Raw genomic sequence first — 16,310 nt, 5'->3', positions numbered from 1 at the left:
AACAACGTATTAAAAATTAAGCCTGAAAAAATTTAGGCGGTCAAGTGAGGAATCTGTCAGCGGCACGCGCCTATTTTGGTAGCGACCCGCATAATTTGCCAAAATTCACTATTTTTTCCGCGTTTCAATGGATGAAATATCAAATTTGTCAGTATCTTGATTGCGCGGGTTCGGAAAATTTTTCCACCGATTGACGTTGCCACCCCCTAAATTCAATAATTTTCAAAACATCGTTTCAATCATTAAAACATTGAAACACGACGTCGTTCCACACACCCAGAGGGGGAGATATGAAGCAGAAGGCAGGGTTAATCGCACGCGTCGCCATCATGGCCACCGGGGTCGCAGGATTTGCGGCCGTCAGCCCGTCGGCCGACGCACAATCGAACGTCAGGCTCTACGGCCTTCTCGACAGCGGCCTCACGTACGTGAGCAAAGTTGCAGGGCCGAGCGGCACGGCGACCGGCAACCGATTGAGCATCGATAGCGGTGATCTTCAACAATCGCGTTGGGGCATGAAGGGGACAGAGGATCTGGGCGGCGGCATGAAGGCGCTGTTCATCCTCGAAGGCGGGTTCTCAGTCGCCAACGGCACCGCTGGGCAAGGTGGCCTGGCGCTAGGACGCACGACCGTCGTCGGCCTGTCGAGTCCTTACGGCACTGTGCAGATTGGCCGTCGCAAGGACTACATCGACGAAATCGCCACCTGGTATTCGAGCGTCCACGACTTCGGCGTCTTCATCAACGGCGTTCACGACAACAATCTCGACCGCGTCGGTGGCAATCGCGCCAACAACTCGATCCGCTACGATTCGCCGGACTTTCGTGGTCTGAGCGCCAATGTTACTTATGGCTTCGGCGGCACCCCCGGATCGATGGCCACGGGGCAATCGCTGGGCTTCGGTGCGAACTACAAGTACGGCGGCTTCGGCGTCGGCTTCGGGTATTGGCAATCACGACTGGGCACCGGAACCGGGACGACGAACGCATCGAGCGATGCCGGCGCGACCCCTGGTGGAGGTTGCGATCCGGCCTACGGACATGCAAGCGATGTCTGCATTCGCACGTGGATGGTCGGCACGAGCTACCGGTGGGACAAGGCACGCGTCTACGCGTCTTGGTCGCGCACGCTGCAACCGCTAGCACGCTTCGGAGGCACGACGGCCCCCCTGGCAACGGCCTTCACTAGTGCCGCCGGCAGCGGCGCCTTCGCGGCCGCAGGTTCGAACAACGACGCGACCAACGTGTTCGACGTCGGTGTGAACTACTGGGTGCTACCGAATTTGAAGCTTGCCGCGGCAGTCCTGCACTCGCGGTATTCCTTCGTCGGCGCCTCGGCCACGGGTCGTCTGCTCCAATTCAATGTCGGCCTAGACTACTTCCTGTCCAAGCGCACCGACCTCTATTCAAACTTCGCGAACCTGCGCGCGTCGCATATGTACAACCCGGGCATCACGGGTGGCGCACCGGGACGCGACGCGACCCAGAGCGCCGTGACCCTCGGCCTGCGTCACGTCTTCTAAAGGGGAACACCGCGCCCTGCCATGGGGCGCGGCAGCCATGCCGTGCAGACGAGTCAATGGGACTGAGTCGCCGGGTCGCCGCGACAATCGCTCCCGGAACAGGACGATGCCGCTTTGCGCACGTGCGCTCCCGGCCCGGACGACGTGCCCTGACGTCCGAAACCGATCTGCTGAAAAACGCCGCCACCCAGTTCAAAACCGGAGGCGTAGTGATAGGCGGCCACTGTGGAGCCCAGCGCCACCGATAGCAACAACAACGTTCCCGTACGCCAGCGGCGTCGGACCGTGGAAGCCATGTCTCCTCCCTGTCAGAGGTCGGCCCGCTCGAACGGCGCTTGTCACCGACTATCGGCAACCAGCCTTCCGTCATCTCGGCGGGGATCGAGTTCCCGTCACTACTGAGTCTCGTTTTTTCGCGATTCTGCACGCACTGGGCCCAGTTTGTCATCCCGGCTATCCCTAAGCCCACCGAATGTATCGCGATATGATATATTTTTTCGTTTTTGGACTATGCGGCGCCTCTCGCCCGCTCGACTCATGCCTGCGCCTCCCTCGCCCAATCCAACGGTCACCACCGATGCGCTGACCAAGAGCGATTTCGAAGCCCTATCGGAATTCCGATATCGGCTGCGCCGCTTTCTCAATTTCAGCGAGTCCGCCGCACGCGACGAAGGCATCACACCGCAGCAATACCTGTTGCTGCTGCACGTCAAAGGTATACCGGGGCGCGACTGGGCGTCCATCAGTGAATTGGCCGAGCGCCTGCAAGCCGTGCATCACAGCGTGGTGGCGCTTGTTGCCCGCTGCGAGAAAGCCGGGCTCGTCACGCGCCGCCAAAACGAAAGCGACCGGCGAGTGGTGGAAGTGCACCTCTCAGCGGCAGGCGACGCGTGTCTCATGAATCTCGCCGCCCAGCACCGCAACGAGTTGAGCACCTTTGCGGACATCTTCCACATTCGTGGCGTTCATTTGTAATCACGGCATTGCCATGGCTTCCGTTCCCCATACTCCTTCGCCTCACTCCATCATGGCCGCGCCCGCCAACGCACGGGACTTTTCGCGTGCGCCGGGCCTGCCTCGACTCATTGCGCTGGCCGCCGTCATCGGCTTTTGCGGTGTGCCTGCCGCGTGGTTGCTGCTGCACCTCATCCAGGGCTTCACCAACCTCTTCTTCTATCAAACGCTCTCGTTCGCGCCACGCTCGCCCGCCAATAACACGCTCGGCGCGGCGGTCATCGCCCTACCGGTCATCGGCGGGCTGATCGTCGGCGCGATGGCCCGCTTCGGCAGCGACAAGATTCGCGGTCACGGCATTCCAGAAGCCATCGAGGCGATTCTGTTCGGCAAGAGCAAGATGTCGCCGCGCGTCGCCATCCTCAAACCGTTGTCCTCGGGCATTGTGATCGGCAGCGGCGGGCCATTCGGCGCGGAAGGCCCAATCATCATGACGGGCGGCGCCGTCGGCTCGCTCATCGCCCAATACTTTCATCTGAGCGCCGCCGAGCGCAAGACACTGCTCGTGGCCGGCGCCACCGCCGGCATGACGGCCGTATTCGGCACGCCGGTCGCCGCCGTGCTGCTCGCCGTGGAACTGCTGCTCTTCGAATGGCGTCCGCGCAGCCTGCTGCCGGTGATCGCCGCATGCGCGGTCGCCGGTTTCGCACGGCCGCTGATGCTCGACGCAGGTCCGCTCTTTCCGATGGCGGAATCCGTCGTCGCACCCATCGCCCTGCTGTCGTGCGTGATCGCCGGGGTATGCGCGGGCATCCTGTCCGCCAGCATGTCGCGCGCCCTCTACGCCATCGAAGACGGCTTTCACAAGCTTCCCGTGCATTGGATGTGGTGGCCAGCCATCGGCGGTGTCGCCATCGGCATTGGCGGCTATCTCCAGCCGCGTGCGCTCGGCGTGGGCTATGACGTCATCGCAGACCTGCTCGCCGGACACTTCACGCTGCATGCCGCGCTGGCGCTGCTGGTGGTCAAGGCGATCATCTGGGCGATTGCCCTGGGATCGTGCACCTCGGGCGGGGTGCTCGCGCCGCTGCTCATGATCGGTGCCGGGCTCGGCACGCTCCTCGCACCGGTGCTGCCGGGTGGCGACGTCTCGCTGTGGGCACTGGTGTGCATGGCGGCAACGCTCGCCGGCGTGCTCGGCGCGCCGTTGACGGCCATCGTCTTCGCCCTTGGTCTCACGCACAACGTAAATGCGTTGCTGCCGCTACTGCTCACTTGCGGCATCTCGTACGGCATCACGATCTGGATCATGCCGCGCTCGATCATGACGGAGAAGATCGCGCGACGTGGCCGTCACATCCATCGCGAATACGGCGTCGATCCGCTGGAGCGCCTGCACGTTGGCGAATTGATGACCCGAGAGCCGGTGTCGCTGGCCGCCGGCATGCTCATCGACGAAGCGGCACAGCAAGCCTTCGGCGCGGGCCAGCGCCATCGCGCCTACCCCGTGGTCGACGCTGAGCACAGCGTGCTCGGCATGGTCGACCGGCAAGCACTCACGCGCGCGCAGGCACAAGGGCTGCAAACGCTGGGCCAACTGTATGGCGCGAATCCGCCGCTCGTCGCGCTGGCGTCGGAGACGGGGCGTATCGTGTCGGCACGCTTCGCCGCGCATCACCTGGAACGACTGCCGGTCGTGAGTGATGCCGCTTCACGCAAGCTCGTCGGCATCATCAGCCGCAGCGATCTGGTCAAACCGGCTGAGCACTGGCGCTCGGAAGAAGAAGTGCGCGAGCGCATGCTTCATCTCGGACGCCGACGTAGCTGATCCCAGATACGACGACGCGCCGTCAACCCTGGTTGACGGCGCGTCGGGACGCAACGAGACGAACGTCGGTGGTCAGTGCATCGGCGCCGAGTTGCGCGCGTCGTGCGAGGCAGCCGGCGGATTGCCGCTGGCCCGTTCCCAGGCATTCTTCGCGAGCAAGGCGAGCGTGGCGAGCACGGCCGGAATCGCCAGCAGCGAGAACGTCGACGCAAACCCCAGGTGACGGCGCATCAGCTCCGCACCCAGCAACGCACCGGCAATCCCGCCGAAGCGCCCGACACCGAGCATCCATGCCACGCCCGTGGCGCGGCCGTGCGTCGGATAGAACATCGCTGCCAACGACGGCATCGACGACTGTGCACCGTTCATCGCCGTGCCTGCCAGGAAAATCAGCACGACCAGCGCGCCGATGTTGCCCATCGCCTGCCCCACCGCATACACCAGCACGGCCGTCAGCGCGTAGCCCACAGCCACCACTTTCTGCGCGTTGAACTTGTCCATGCACCAGCCCGACAGAATCGTGCCGATGCCGCCGCCCAGCGGGAAGAGGGCCGTGATCAGCGCAGCCCGTTCGATCGTGAACCCCGCATCCTTGAACAGCAGCGGCATCCAGCTCGTGAGCAGATAGAAGATCACGAGGCCCATGAAGTAGGTGACCCACAGCATCAACGAGCCGAAGCCGTACTGCTTCGAAAGCACCACGCCGATGGCGGAACCGGCCCGTTTCGGCGCGGCTTCATTGACCGTGAACGTGCCGACGTCGTCGAGCGGCTCGCCCGAGATCCGCGACAGAATACGACGCACGCGCTCGACCGGCTTGTGACGCACGACGAGGAACTTCACCGACTCCGGCAAGCACAGGATCAACAGCACCGAGAGCACCAGCGGCAATACGCCGCCGAGCACGAGCACGGCATGCCAGCCAAAGTGCGGAATGACCCACGAAGCAACGAATCCGCCTACCGACGCCCCCAGCGGGAAGCCGCAGAACATGGTGTTGACGATGACCGCACGACGCGATTCCGGCGCGTACTCGGAAATCAACGTCACGGCATTGGGCATGGCCGCACCGAGCCCCAGCCCCGTCAGAAAGCGCAGTGCCGTGAGCGTTTGCAGATCCTGAGCGACGGCCGTCGCGAGACTAGCGATGCCGAAGAAGACGACCGAGAGCACCAACAGCGTCTTGCGCCCGAGCTTGTCGGCGAGCGGACCGGCAAAAATTGCCCCGCCCGCCAGACCAAAGAGCGCCGCCGAAAGCACCGGGCCGAGCGAGCCTCGGTCGATGTGCCACTGCTGCACCAGCGAAGGCGCGATGTAACCGATCGCTGCGGTATCGAAGCCGTCGATGGCGACGACGAAGAAACACAGGATCAACACCAGCCACTGGTAGCCGGAAAATCGGTGTGCGTTGATATAGGTGGGCACATCCACCGTTCGCGTCTGATTCATGAAACTGTCTCCTCGGGGCGTGCCCGCCCCGGCTGTCGTCGCTTTGTAATTTTTGGCATTCGCCGCCGCGCAGGCGCGTCCATTTGCCGGGGGTGGCGCGCTTGTCGGCTAACCTGATTCGGCGGGTTTGCGGCGTCGATTTTCTGCCGCTACTGTAAGTCTTTCAACCGGTCGTCGAAATGATCTTTCGTCAGATCATCCATAACGGCCGGTTATACGTGCGAGCTGGCGAGCACCGGTGCCCGCGTGCCGATGCCCCGCCCTGCGCCTCAGGCAAGCGGCAGCCCCACATAGTTCTCCGCGAGCATGAGCGATGCCGCGCGCGAACTGACAACGTACTCCAGTTCCGAGCGCTGCATCTGTTGCTCGAACGGCGTGGCGTCGTCGAGGCGGTGCATCATGCGCGTCATCCAGTACGAGAAGTGCTCCGCGCGCCAGATCCGCTTGAGCGCCGCCTCCGAATATCCATGCAAACCGGCTTCGTTGTCGCGATGGAAGAAGTCGTCGAGCGCGCGCGCCAGACGCCACACGTCGGCCACGGCCAGGTTCATGCCCTTGGCGCCCGTCGGCGGCACGATATGCGCCGAGTCGCCCGCCAGGAACAATCGACCGTACTGCATCGGCGTGGCGACGAAGCTTCGCATCGCGATCACGTTCTTCTGGAAGATCGGCCCCTCCTTGAGGCGCCACCCGTCGTCGCTTTCCGTGCGCATGTGCAGCTCTTGCCAGATACGCTCGTCGCTCCAAGTCTCGGCGCGCTCGCTCGGATCGCATTGGAAGTACATACGCTGCACCGTCGGGGAGCGCGTGCTGATCAACGCGAAGCCGCGCTCGTGTGCCGCGTAGATCAGTTCGTCGGACGATGGCGGCGCCTCCACCAGCACACCGAACCAGCCGAACGGATACACACGCTGATATTCCTTGCGTACCGAGGCGGGCATGGCCGGGCGGCACACTCCGTGGAAGCCGTCGCAGCCCGCGATAAAGTCGCACGTCAGCCGTCGTACCTGGCCGTCCACCTTGAATTGCACGCTCGGTGTCGTGCTATCGATGTCATGCACCGAGACGTCCGACACGTCGAACAGGACGTCACCTTGCGCCGCTTCGCGCGCCGAGATCAGATCCTTGATCACTTCGTGCTGTGCGTAGACGGTAATGGCACGGCCGCTCAGCTCGGTCAGCGCAATGCGATGACGCTGGCCGCCGAACGCCAGCTCGATACCATGATGCAGCGCGCCTTCACGACGCATGCGCTCGCCCACGCCGGTTTCGTTGAGAATGTCCATCGTGCCCTGCTCCAACACACCGGCACGAATGGTCGACTCTACGGCAGCGCGCGCGCGCGATTCGAGCACGATCGAGTCGATGCCTTGCAGATGCAGCAGATGGGAAAGCAGCAGTCCGGCCGGACCGGCACCGACGATGACGACGGGGTAATGGGTTCGCATGCGTTGTCTCCTGTAGTGGCATTGCCCGCGCCTGGCACACCCGTGCCGGGGCATCTCGCGACGGGTCTACGGCATGCATGCGGCTTGCATTTCTCTGCTGCCTTGCGCCTGCTGCACCGAATTGGGACTACGCGTAAACGAGCATCCCTAAACCGATGGACACGCCTTGTCACGAGGGGCGAATGCGTCATATCTTATGGACCGCACGCGTCGGGTTGAATGGATGAATCGACGCCTTTCTTGTACTTTTTCGACAACTTCGACCAAGGGAAAACCAGAATGTCAGGCGCGTCACCCCGGCTGCGCGCGGCGCGCGAGGCGATTCCGGAATTCTCGCTGTATGGTGAATTGACGGGCACCGACAGCGCCGATTTCGTCCATATCGAGTGGATCGAAACGCGCAGCCGCCTCTACGACTGGCATATCGACACGCACCGGCATCTGGGACTGTTCCAGGTGCTGGCGATCTTCGAAGGGGCGGTGGAGGCGAACGTCGACGACGCCACGTGGGAGGTGCAAGGCCCGGCCGTCATCACCGTGCATCCGTCGGCCGTCCATAACTTCCGCTTCTCGCGCGGCGCGCACGGCTTCGTGTTGACGATGGCGCAGAGCGTGCCGTTCGATGCGGCGCTCGGCGCCGATGCCGACATGGCGTCGCTGCTGCGCAAGCCGTGGCTATTCCCGCTGGGGGACGCACCGCAAACGCGCGACCGTCTCTATACGTTGCTCGGCCTCATCATGGACGAGTTTTCGCGCCCGCAACTCGGGCATGCGGAAATGGTGGGATGGCTCACGCGCAGCGTGCTGCTGCTGCTCGCGCGCCTGCACGCGCATCACGATTCGGCGACACGGGCCGGACGCACGGAGCTGGATTTGTTTGCGCGCTTTCGCGCCCTTGTCGAGGCGCATTACACCGAGGCGTGGGCCGTATCGGCCTACGCCGAACGACTGCATGTCACCGAGAGCAAGCTCAATCGGCTATGCCGTCGCATCGCGGGAAAATCGGCCTTCGATCTGGTGCAGGACCGATTGATGCTCGAAGCGCGCCGCAAGCTGATCTATATTCCCGCGCCGGTCTCGCACGTGGCTTACGAACTCGGCTTCCAGGACCCGGCGTATTTCTGCCGCGTCTTCAAACGGCATGTCGGCGTCACACCGTCGGCGTTCCGCCGCAACGCGCAACATGCCCACTTGGGCGACGCCTCATAACCTCGCGCCCGGGGGCGGGCCTTCCCTGTTGAAGGCCCGCCCCCGGCGACGCACCGATTCTCCTATGCGTCGATGCGTCGGCGCTCAGTGCTTACGCATTGGCCGGCATCGGCACGCGCAGGAAGCTCAGGAGCGCCTCAGTCACGGCCGGGGCACACTCGATATTGGAGATATGCGCGCCCGGCACGATGATCTGCTGTGCGCCGGGAATCCGTTCGAGCATCGCGCTCGACATCGCGGGCGGCGTCGCAAGGTCCCCCGCGCCGGTCACGATCAGTGTCGGGGCGGTGATCAACGCAATCTCGTCGAGCTGATTCATGTCGCGCACGGCGGCACACGCGGCCGCGTACCCCTGCGGGGACAGCGAGCGGAACATCGCCTTCATGCGCTCGATCAACGCCGGTTCCTTCGCCGCGAACGCGGGCGTAAACCAGCGCGACACCACGGCGTCGGCGACGGCAGCCATACCATCGGCGAGCACCGTGCGAATGCGCGCATTCCAGCCGTCTTCGCCGCCGATGTGCGCCGACGAGCAAACGATAGCGAGACGCTCGAGACGCTGTGGTGCATGAATCCCCAGCCACATGCCCGTCATGCCGCCCATCGACACCCCCGCCACACTCGCACGCTCGATATGCAGCGCGTCGAGCAGTCCGATCACGTCACGTCCCAATTGGTCGATGACGTAAGGGCCCGGCGTGACGGACGAGCCGCCATGTCCGCGCGCGTCGTAACGGATCACCCGGAATTCGCGGGCGAGTGCCGGCACCTGCGGCGCCCACATCTCGAGCGTCGTGCCCAGCGAATTGGACAGCACCAGCGCCGGTGCGCGGTCGTCGCCGTCGATCGCCACGCGCAGCGTAGCGTCGCCCACCTCGATAAGACGTTCCGTCGTCATTCGTTTCGGCTCCTCAGCGTTGTGCGACGTCTCGCGCACGGGTCGTCGAACCGGGCTCGGCGGCTTCCATCTCCGCGAAGACCGTCTCGGCGTCGTGGATCGCCTGATTGGCGGCAGGCAGGCCGCAATACAGTGCAGCGTGCATGAACAGCTCCTTCATTTCCTCGCGCGTCACACCGTTGTTGAACGCGGCGCGCACGTGCATGCGGAACTCGTCGCCACGATTCAGGGCGATGAGCAGCGAGAGTGTCACCATGCTGCGCATATGGCGCGTGAGACCCGGACGCGTCCAGACATCGCCCCAGGCGAAGCGTGTGATGAAGTTCTGGAAGTCGTCGTTGAATTCGTTGCGGCGTGTAAGGGTGCGGTCCACGTGTGCGTCACCGAGGACGGCGCGGCGCACCTGCATGCCGTTGTCGTAGCGTTCCTGATCGTTCATGTTGATTTTCTGCCGGGTTGGGATGGCGCCACGGCGGCGTCGGCAAGCGCGAGAACTCGGCCCACAAACGTCTCGGCAGCACCCAGATAATGTTGCGGGTCCGTCAGTCGCTCGAGCGTTTCAATGCCGAGGCTGCGGGTGATGTCATCGTCTTCGCGCAGGATATCGAGCAAAGGACGGTGCTGCGCGAGCGCACTGCGGCAATGTGCTTCGACACGCCGATGGGCTTCGAGACGCCCCATCGTTTCGCCCAACGCCATCGTCACGGCCTCGGCCATGATGAGGCCGTGCGTGATGTCGAGGTTTGCCCGCATGCGCGTCGTGTCGACCGTCCAGTCTTGCACGAGGGTGCGCGCTGTCGCCAGCGCTCCGCCGCACAGCATGAGCAACTCGGGCAGCGTTTCCCACTCGGCGTGCCACGTGCCCAGACCGCGTTCGTGATCCTGCTGCATCGCGACGAACAGCGTGGCGGCCAGTTGCGGCGTGCGGGTAGCCGCCGCAAGTATTGCCGCGCACCCAACCGGATTGCGCTTGTGCGGCATGGTCGACGATCCGCCGCGCCCCGGACCGGAGGCCTCGGCGATTTCGCCGACTTCGGTTTGCGTGAGCATCGCCGTGTCACGCGCGAATTTGCCGAGCGAGCCGGTCAGCGACGCCGCCCAGCTTCCCACGCGCACGACGCGATCGCGCTGGCCGTGCCACGGGGTAGCCGCCTCGAACAGACCCAGGCGACGCGCGAGCGCTGCGGCAACCGCGGGGCCCTGCGTGCCGAGCGACGCCAGCGTGCCGGCGGCCCCGCCGAATTGCGCGCACAACACCTGTTGACGCACGTTCGCGAGATCGGTGCGCGCGCGCAACAAACTGTCGAGCGTGCCCGCGAGCTTGAGGCCGAACGTGATCGGCAAGGCGTGCTGCAGCCACGTGCGGCCGACCATGACCGTCGCACGATGCTGCCGGACTTGCGCCGCGAGTTCGACGATAAGGCCGTCGAGGTCGGCGCCGAGGTCGTCGAGCGCGCCACGCACTTGCAGGATGAGACCGGTGTCGATGACATCCTGACTGGTGGCGCCCCAATGCACGAAGCGAGCGGCGTCGGCATCGAGCGCTTTCACGCGCGCCGTCAGTTGCTTGACCAGGGGAATGGCGAGGTTGCCCGCGCACGCCGCGGCGTCGCGCAGCGCGAGCCAGTCGAGATCGCCGGCACGAGCGGCGGCGGTAATCGGGGCGACAGCGGCGGCCGGGATCAGACCGGCCTCGGCCTCGGCGGCGGCCAGCGCCGCTTCGAAGTCGAGCATGCCCTGTAGCGTGGCGTCGCGCGAGAAGCGCGCCGTCACGGCAGCGCCGCGCAGCAAAGAGTCAAGCAGTTCCGTCATCGGAGCGTCGATGGTGGTTAGAGTTGGGTAGGACCGGGCCGCCCGGGTACGTTGCAAAAATGCGGAGACGGCCGCGGGCCGGCGGCATTTGCATGCCGACAGCCCGGAGCCGCGCCAGTGTCAGCCTTGCATGACCGACGTCAAAGGTCGAGGAAAACCGTCTCCTCGTCTCCCTGCATGCGGATGTCGAACCGGTACGACACACGCCCGCCGTTCACCTCGCGGCGCGCAATCAGCGTGTGGCGACGCTCCGCTGGCACTTGTTGCAGCACCGGGTCGAGCGCGTTGGCCGCAGCCTCGTCGTCGAAATAGATACGCGTAAAAAGATGATTGAGCAAGCCCCGCATCGTCAGAATCACATCGATGCGCGGTGCCTCGCCGGGCGCGGCCGCGCCCGGCTTGATCGTGTCGAAGACGAAACAGTGCTCGGCGTGGGTGCCGGTGCCGCAACGGCCCGTGCCGGCGAAGCCGGTGCGCTCGATGTCGTCGGCGCTCTGCACGTAGCGGCCGGCGGCATCGGCCTGCACGACCTCGATCAACGCGTCGTTGATCGGCTGGCCGGCGCCGTCGAGCACCTGCCCGACCAGGCGGATCGCCTCACCTTCAGCACGATCGAGCGCCACCACGGGTGTGAAAGCGCTCTTGAAGTCGTAACGGTACTGCTCCGGCGAAAGGCCATAAGCGAAGTACGGGCCGACGGTCTGCGACGGCGTTTGCTGGTAATCGGACATGGCTCAGGACTCCATCGGCGTTTGGTCGGCACCGCGCAGGACGATGTCGAATTCGTAACCCAGTGCGTACTCGGGCTCGGTGATATCCATCGAGAAGCGCGCAATCAGACGGTCGCGGGCATGCGCCGGGGTGGCCTGGAAAATCGGATCGTAACCGAGCAGCGGATCGCCCGGGAAGTACATCTGCGTCACCAGCCGGGTCGCGAAATATTCACCGAACACCGAGAAATGCAGATGCTGCGGACGCCACGCGTTGTGGTGGTTCTTCCACGGGTAGGCGCCGGGCTTGATGGTCAGGAATTTGTAACGGCCCTGCGCGTCGGTCAGGGCGCGGCCGGCACCGAGGAAGTTCGGGTCCAGCGGGGCGTCGTGCTGGTCGACTTTGTGCACGTAGCGGCCGCACGCATTGGCCTGCCACAGCTCGACAAGCGTGTTCGGCACCGGACGACCGCCTTCGTCGAGCACGCGGCCCGTCACGATGATGCGCTCGCCAAGCGGCTCGCCGTTGCGCACCGCATTGCGCGTCAGGTCGCTATCGAGCGCCCCGACGATACCGTGACCGTAGACCGGCGAGCGCAGGTTCGCGAGGTTCTGCTTGACGGGAACGAGCAGTTGCTTGGGGCCGCGCAGCGCCGTGGACTTATACCCGCTGTCGATCAGCTTGGGATGCGAATCCCAGTCGCGGGGGCGCAGGACGGTCGTCGAATTCGACATGGTCTCACTCCATTTTGTGTTGACGAATCTGGCTTGCCGCCAGCTGGTTTTCGACACTATATCCATAATCATTGGATATATTTATTGACATTTTCTTAGGTTTTTCATAACTTTTCTGCATGGAAAGACATCGACTCGACGGGCGCATCAAGCTGCGCCATCTGCAATGCCTGCTGGCGGTTGCCCAGCACGGCAGCCTGCAACGCGCCGCGGAAGCGCTGTCCATTACCCAACCGGCCGTGAGCAAGACGATTGCCGAACTCGAGGGCCTGTTGGGCGTGCGTCTGTTCGAGCGCGGGCGCAATGGCGCGCGCCCCACCGCACAGGCCGAACTGTTTCTGCGGCATGCGGGCGCGAGCGTGAGCGCACTGCGTCAGGGCATCGACGTGCTCTCTCGCGCCAACGGTCAAACGGGCGGCGTGATCGAGATCGCCGTATTGCCCACCCTGGCGGCCGCCATGATGCCCAGTGTGCTCGAAACGTTCCGGCGCGAATGGCCGGGCATCGTCGTGCAAGTCCACACCGGCGCCAATCAACAGTTGCTCACGCAGTTGAAGTCTGGACAGGTCACGCTGGCGCTCGGCCGGATGTCGGACCCCGAGGGCATGGCGGGCCTCACCTTCGAGCACCTGTGCGCTACCCCGCTGAGCGTGGTGGTGCGTGCGTCGCATCCGCTCGTTCAGCAGCGCAGCGTGTCGATGGCCGACATTGCGCGCTATCACGTGGTGCTGCCGCCGAACGGCACGATCCTGCGGCATACCGCCGACGGCTTCTTGCGCGCGCATGGCGTGGGCATGCTCGACGACTACGCCGAGCTGCTCTCGATGTCGCTCGCCCGCGCGATGACCTTGCGCGACGATGTCGTCTGGATCGCCTCCGAAATCACCGTGCAGGACGACCTTGCCGATGGCGTGCTGTGTGCTCTGCCGTTCGCGACGAAGGGCACCGAGGAGTCCATCGGCATTCTGTGGCGCAGCGACACCGTCCCGACACCGCCGGAACAGACACTCATCAGCGCCATGCGCGAAGCAGCGCGCGTGCGCTACGGCACACCGGGCGTACGCTGACGGCAGCACGGCGTTACCTTTCACACCCGCCCCCGCTCACGTTGCCGACGCCGTGGTCTGCTGCGTGTCCGCAAGCCCGAGCATACGCGCTGCGTTGTCCTTGAGCACAAGCGGTTTGACCTCGTCGCGAAACCCCACCGTCTCGAAGTCGCACAACCACCGGTCCGGCGCGATGAGCGGAAAATCCGAGCCGAACAGCATCTTCTCGCGCAGCAGCGAATTCGCGTATTGCATCAGCTCCGGCGAAAAATACTTGGGCGACCACCCCGATAGATCGATGTAGACGTTCGGCTTGTGCAGCGCGATGGACAGGGCTTGCGATTGCCAAGGCCACGACGGGTGTGCGATCACGATGTTCATCTCAGGGAAGTCGGTGGCCACGTCGTCGAGATGGATCGGCTCCGAGAACTTGAGCCGCAACCCGCCGCCGCCGGGCATGCCGGAGCCGATACCGGAATGGCCGCTGTGAAAGACCGCGGTGAGCCGGTATTCGGCAATCAGCTCGTACATCGGATAGGCCATGCGGTCGTTGGCGAAGAATCCCTGCATGGTGGGATGGAACTTGAAGCCGCGCACACCGAATTCCTCGACGAGCCGCCGCGCCTCGCGCACGCCCATGCGTCCCTTGTGCGGATCGATGCTCGCAAACGCGATCATGATGTCCGCGTTCTCCTGCGCGAAGCCCGCGATCTCCTCGTTCGGAATACGGCGGCGACCGATGTTCGCCTCGCAATCGACGGTAAACATCACGAAGCCGATATTGCGCTCGCGGTAATGCTCGATGGTCTCGGGAATCGTGGGGCGGCGATTCTGCTTGAGCACCGTGCCGAAATATTTGTCGGCCGCGTCGTCGAACGCCTTGCCGAACAGGTCCGGCGGCTGGCAGCACGACACTTCAGCATGCACGTGCGTGTCGATCGCGATGAGCTTGTCGAGATTCATTCGGCGGTCTCCGGATCACGGATTTGCGCAGCGACGATCGCCATCGCACGACGCGTCTCCGGCAGGGTGAACTTCAACCAATAGCGCGCCGCGCTTCGTTTCCCATCGGCGATGGGTCCTGGGACGCGGTGCGCCGCCACCGCCGCCTGCGCCCAGAGGCCTGCCATCGACAGGCCGTGCACCACGCGCATCACCTCGCCCGCGACACACAACGCCGCGCGGGCGATGTTCGCGCCAACGCGATGACCGACGGCATCAGCATCGTCCAGTCGTCGAGCGCCGCCAGCGCGGCGTCGAAGCCATCGCGCGTGTCGACGATGCGCGCCTCGCTCACCTGCGCTCGCGCCCACGTCAGCCATTGCGACAACGTGGCGCCGTCGTCCTTGACGACCTTGCGCAGCATCAGGTCGATGGCCTGAATTTCATTGGTCCCTTCATAGATCATCGGGATCCGCGCGTCGCGCAGAAACTGCGAGATGCCGGTCTCTTCGACATAACCGTAGCCCCCGAAAACCTGCAACGCATCGCTCGCGCCCAGGAACGCCTGCTCGGTGAGCATCGCCTTGACCACCGGAGTGAGCAGCGCCGCCAGCGCATCGGCCTGCACGCGCGCCTGCGGCGTGTCGGCATGGTGAGCTTCATCGATGGCGAGCGCCGCGCGATACAACAACAGTCGCGCGCCCTCGACCGCGACGCGCTGACCCTCGAGCAAGCGCCACACCGCCGGATGCCCGGCGATGGGCACGCTGGCTTCGGCCCCAGGCACGCGCGATTGCACACGCTCACCGGCATGCCGCAAAGCCATGTCGTAGGCGCTCTGCGCCAGTCCAACGCCGGACGCCCCCACATGCAGCCGCGCCGAGTTCATCATTGCGAACATCGCCTCGAGTCCGCGATGCGGTGCACCGATGAGGTAACCGGTCGCGCCCTCGAACGCCATCGAGCACGTCGCGCTCCCGCGAATCCCCATCTTGTGCTCAATACCCGTACAACGCACGGCATTGCGCTCGCCATTCGCAAGCACCTTGGGGACAAGAAAGAGTGACAACCCGCCGCTGCCCGGTGGGGCATCCGGCGTGCGCGCAAGCACGAGATGAACGATGTTCGGGGTGAGATCCTGCTCGCCGCCCGAGATGAAAATCTTCTCGCCGGTCACTCGCACCGTCTCGCGCGGCCCGTCGATCCATTCGGCACGCGTGCGAATCTGCCCGAGGTCGCTGCCGGCGCCCGGTTCCGTCAACGCCATCGTGGCGAGCCATTCACCGCTGACCAGCGGCCCCAACCAGGCGTCGCGCAGTGTGGCGCTGCCGAATCGATGCACGCATTCATACGCGCCGTGAAGAATGCCCGGGTACATCGTCCAGGCGAGATTCGCGCCGGCCGTCAGTTCCTGCACGGCCACCTGCACCACGACAGGCAACCCCTGTCCGCCCAGTGACGGATCGCACGGTAGCGACGGCCAACCGGCGTTGCAATACTGGCGATAGGCATCGGCGAAGCCGGCGGGCGTGCGCACCTCGCCGTCGCGCCAGGTGCAACCTTCACGGTCCCCCACGGCGTTGAGCGGCGCAAGCACTTCGCGCGAGAAGCGGGCGGCTTCGTCGACGACTTGCACGAGTGTGGCCGTGTCGAATTCACGAAACGGGGCGAGGCGCGTCAACGCGCCGCCTACGCCGAGCGTGTCCAGCACGAACGCGATATCTTCGGCCGCGCCAAGCGATTGCGGGTACGCCAT

General features: G+C 64.5%; 15 protein-coding genes. 5 read left to right on the top strand and 10 right to left on the bottom strand.

Annotation, left to right across the window (positions count from 1 at the left end; translation table 11 throughout):
- Positions 1–290: 290 nt before the first annotated feature.
- From DRB87_RS04795 to DRB87_RS04780, 3 genes are all read left to right on the top strand, one after another.
- Positions 291–1,523, top strand: a complete 1,233-nt coding sequence (locus DRB87_RS04795; RefSeq protein WP_240756181.1) for a porin — start codon at positions 291–293, stop codon at positions 1,521–1,523.
- 537 nt (positions 1,524–2,060) lie between these two features.
- Positions 2,061–2,498 (top strand): MarR family winged helix-turn-helix transcriptional regulator, encoded by a 438-nt coding sequence (locus DRB87_RS04785; RefSeq protein WP_130025064.1) that lies wholly within the window; start codon positions 2,061–2,063, stop codon positions 2,496–2,498.
- A gap of 52 nt (positions 2,499–2,550) precedes the next feature.
- The gene (locus DRB87_RS04780) at positions 2,551–4,305 is read left to right on the top strand and encodes a chloride channel protein (protein ID WP_130027725.1); all 1,755 of its coding nucleotides are present in this window, start codon (positions 2,551–2,553) and stop codon (positions 4,303–4,305) included.
- A gap of 72 nt (positions 4,306–4,377) precedes the next feature.
- On the opposite strand, the gene DRB87_RS04775 is transcribed toward DRB87_RS04780, so the two are convergent.
- Positions 4,378–5,754 carry an MFS transporter gene (locus DRB87_RS04775; RefSeq protein ID WP_130025063.1) on the bottom strand — a complete coding sequence of 459 codons (1,377 nt, stop codon included), beginning with the start codon at positions 5,752–5,754 and terminating at the stop codon, positions 4,378–4,380.
- A gap of 269 nt (positions 5,755–6,023) precedes the next feature.
- Positions 6,024–7,202 (bottom strand): 4-hydroxybenzoate 3-monooxygenase, encoded by a 1,179-nt coding sequence (locus DRB87_RS04770; RefSeq protein ID WP_130025062.1) that lies wholly within the window; start codon positions 7,200–7,202, stop codon positions 6,024–6,026.
- A 279-nt stretch (positions 7,203–7,481) separates the two neighbouring features.
- Here DRB87_RS04770 and DRB87_RS04765 point away from each other — a divergent pair, with 279 nt between their 5' ends.
- Complete coding sequence (locus DRB87_RS04765; RefSeq protein WP_165385236.1) at positions 7,482–8,411, top strand: helix-turn-helix domain-containing protein; 930 nt, start codon at positions 7,482–7,484, stop codon at positions 8,409–8,411.
- Positions 8,412–8,502: 91 nt separating this feature from the next.
- On the opposite strand, the gene pcaD is transcribed toward DRB87_RS04765, so the two are convergent.
- The 5 genes from pcaD to pcaH all read right to left on the bottom strand — a co-directional run bounded on the left by pcaD (position 8,503) and on the right by pcaH (position 12,566).
- Positions 8,503–9,309 carry a 3-oxoadipate enol-lactonase gene (gene pcaD / locus DRB87_RS04760; protein WP_130025060.1) on the bottom strand — a complete coding sequence of 269 codons (807 nt, stop codon included), beginning with the start codon at positions 9,307–9,309 and terminating at the stop codon, positions 8,503–8,505.
- Positions 9,310–9,322: 13 nt separating this feature from the next.
- Positions 9,323–9,748, bottom strand: coding sequence for a 4-carboxymuconolactone decarboxylase (gene pcaC / locus DRB87_RS04755; protein ID WP_130025059.1), 426 nt, complete (start codon positions 9,746–9,748; stop codon positions 9,323–9,325).
- The gene (locus DRB87_RS04750) at positions 9,745–11,121 is read right to left on the bottom strand and encodes a 3-carboxy-cis,cis-muconate cycloisomerase (RefSeq protein WP_130025058.1); all 1,377 of its coding nucleotides are present in this window, start codon (positions 11,119–11,121) and stop codon (positions 9,745–9,747) included. Before DRB87_RS04750 ends, pcaC begins: the two co-directional genes overlap by 4 nt.
- Positions 11,122–11,261: 140 nt before the next feature.
- Positions 11,262–11,852 carry a protocatechuate 3,4-dioxygenase subunit alpha gene (gene pcaG / locus DRB87_RS04745; protein ID WP_130025057.1) on the bottom strand — a complete coding sequence of 197 codons (591 nt, stop codon included), beginning with the start codon at positions 11,850–11,852 and terminating at the stop codon, positions 11,262–11,264.
- Positions 11,853–11,855: 3 nt separating this feature from the next.
- The gene (gene pcaH / locus DRB87_RS04740) at positions 11,856–12,566 is read right to left on the bottom strand and encodes a protocatechuate 3,4-dioxygenase subunit beta (RefSeq protein ID WP_130025056.1); all 711 of its coding nucleotides are present in this window, start codon (positions 12,564–12,566) and stop codon (positions 11,856–11,858) included.
- Between the two features lie 119 nt (positions 12,567–12,685).
- On the opposite strand from pcaH, the gene pcaQ reads away from it, so the two are divergent.
- Positions 12,686–13,633: a pca operon transcription factor PcaQ gene (gene pcaQ, locus DRB87_RS04735; RefSeq protein WP_130025055.1), complete on the top strand. Its 948-nt coding sequence runs from the start codon at positions 12,686–12,688 to the stop codon at positions 13,631–13,633.
- A gap of 36 nt (positions 13,634–13,669) precedes the next feature.
- Here pcaQ and DRB87_RS04730 read toward each other — a convergent pair whose 3' ends face one another.
- The 3 genes from DRB87_RS04730 to DRB87_RS04720 are packed head-to-tail and all read right to left on the bottom strand — an operon-like array spanning position 13,670 to position 16,310.
- Entirely contained in the window at positions 13,670–14,575 is a 906-nt protein-coding gene (locus DRB87_RS04730) for an amidohydrolase family protein (RefSeq protein ID WP_130025054.1), read from the bottom strand.
- The gene (locus DRB87_RS04725; RefSeq protein ID WP_130025053.1) at positions 14,572–14,766 is read right to left on the bottom strand and encodes a hypothetical protein; all 195 of its coding nucleotides are present in this window, start codon (positions 14,764–14,766) and stop codon (positions 14,572–14,574) included. The genes DRB87_RS04730 and DRB87_RS04725 overlap by 4 nt, the downstream gene beginning before the upstream one ends.
- Positions 14,766–16,310, bottom strand: a complete 1,545-nt coding sequence (locus DRB87_RS04720) for an acyl-CoA dehydrogenase family protein (RefSeq protein WP_130025052.1) — start codon at positions 16,308–16,310, stop codon at positions 14,766–14,768. The genes DRB87_RS04725 and DRB87_RS04720 overlap by 1 nt, the downstream gene beginning before the upstream one ends.

This window comes from Pandoraea sp. XY-2 (assembly GCF_004193915.1).
GTDB classification, from domain to species: Bacteria; Pseudomonadota; Gammaproteobacteria; order Burkholderiales; family Burkholderiaceae; genus Pandoraea; species Pandoraea cepalis.
Note: the sequence above shows the minus strand (reverse complement) of the source record. Positions and strands in the feature narration are given on the sequence as shown.